The 289-nt window shown below is 44.6% G+C and carries 1 rRNA gene; it reads right to left on the bottom strand.

Going from position 1 to position 289, the window contains the following annotated elements:
• Positions 1-164: ribosomal RNA gene (locus CES79_RS12445) — 16S ribosomal RNA — on the bottom strand; the annotation flags it as partial.
• Positions 165-289: the final 125 nt, after the last annotated feature.

Genomic DNA, 289 nt, shown 5'->3' with positions numbered 1-289 from the left:
TCCCCCGCTTCTGGGCAGGTTACCCACGTGTTACTCACCAGTTCGCCACTCATCCAATGCTGAAAATCAGTGCAAGCACTTCAATTCAGCGGGATGCGTTCGACTTGCATGTATTAGGCACGCCGCCAGCGTTCGTCCTGAGCCAGGATCAAACTCTCATTTTATGATTGTTTGTGACTCATTAATATTACTAGCGAAATTGACTTCGCAAATTACATTTGATACCAGCCTAAGCTGATATGCCCTGCACATTTGTGAAACAAAACTTTGTTCAGTTTTCAAAGGTCTA

The sequence above is a fragment of the Secundilactobacillus silagei JCM 19001 genome (genome assembly GCF_002217945.1).
Classification (GTDB): Bacteria; Bacillota; Bacilli; order Lactobacillales; family Lactobacillaceae; genus Secundilactobacillus; species Secundilactobacillus silagei.
Note: the sequence above shows the minus strand (reverse complement) of the source record. Positions and strands in the feature narration are given on the sequence as shown.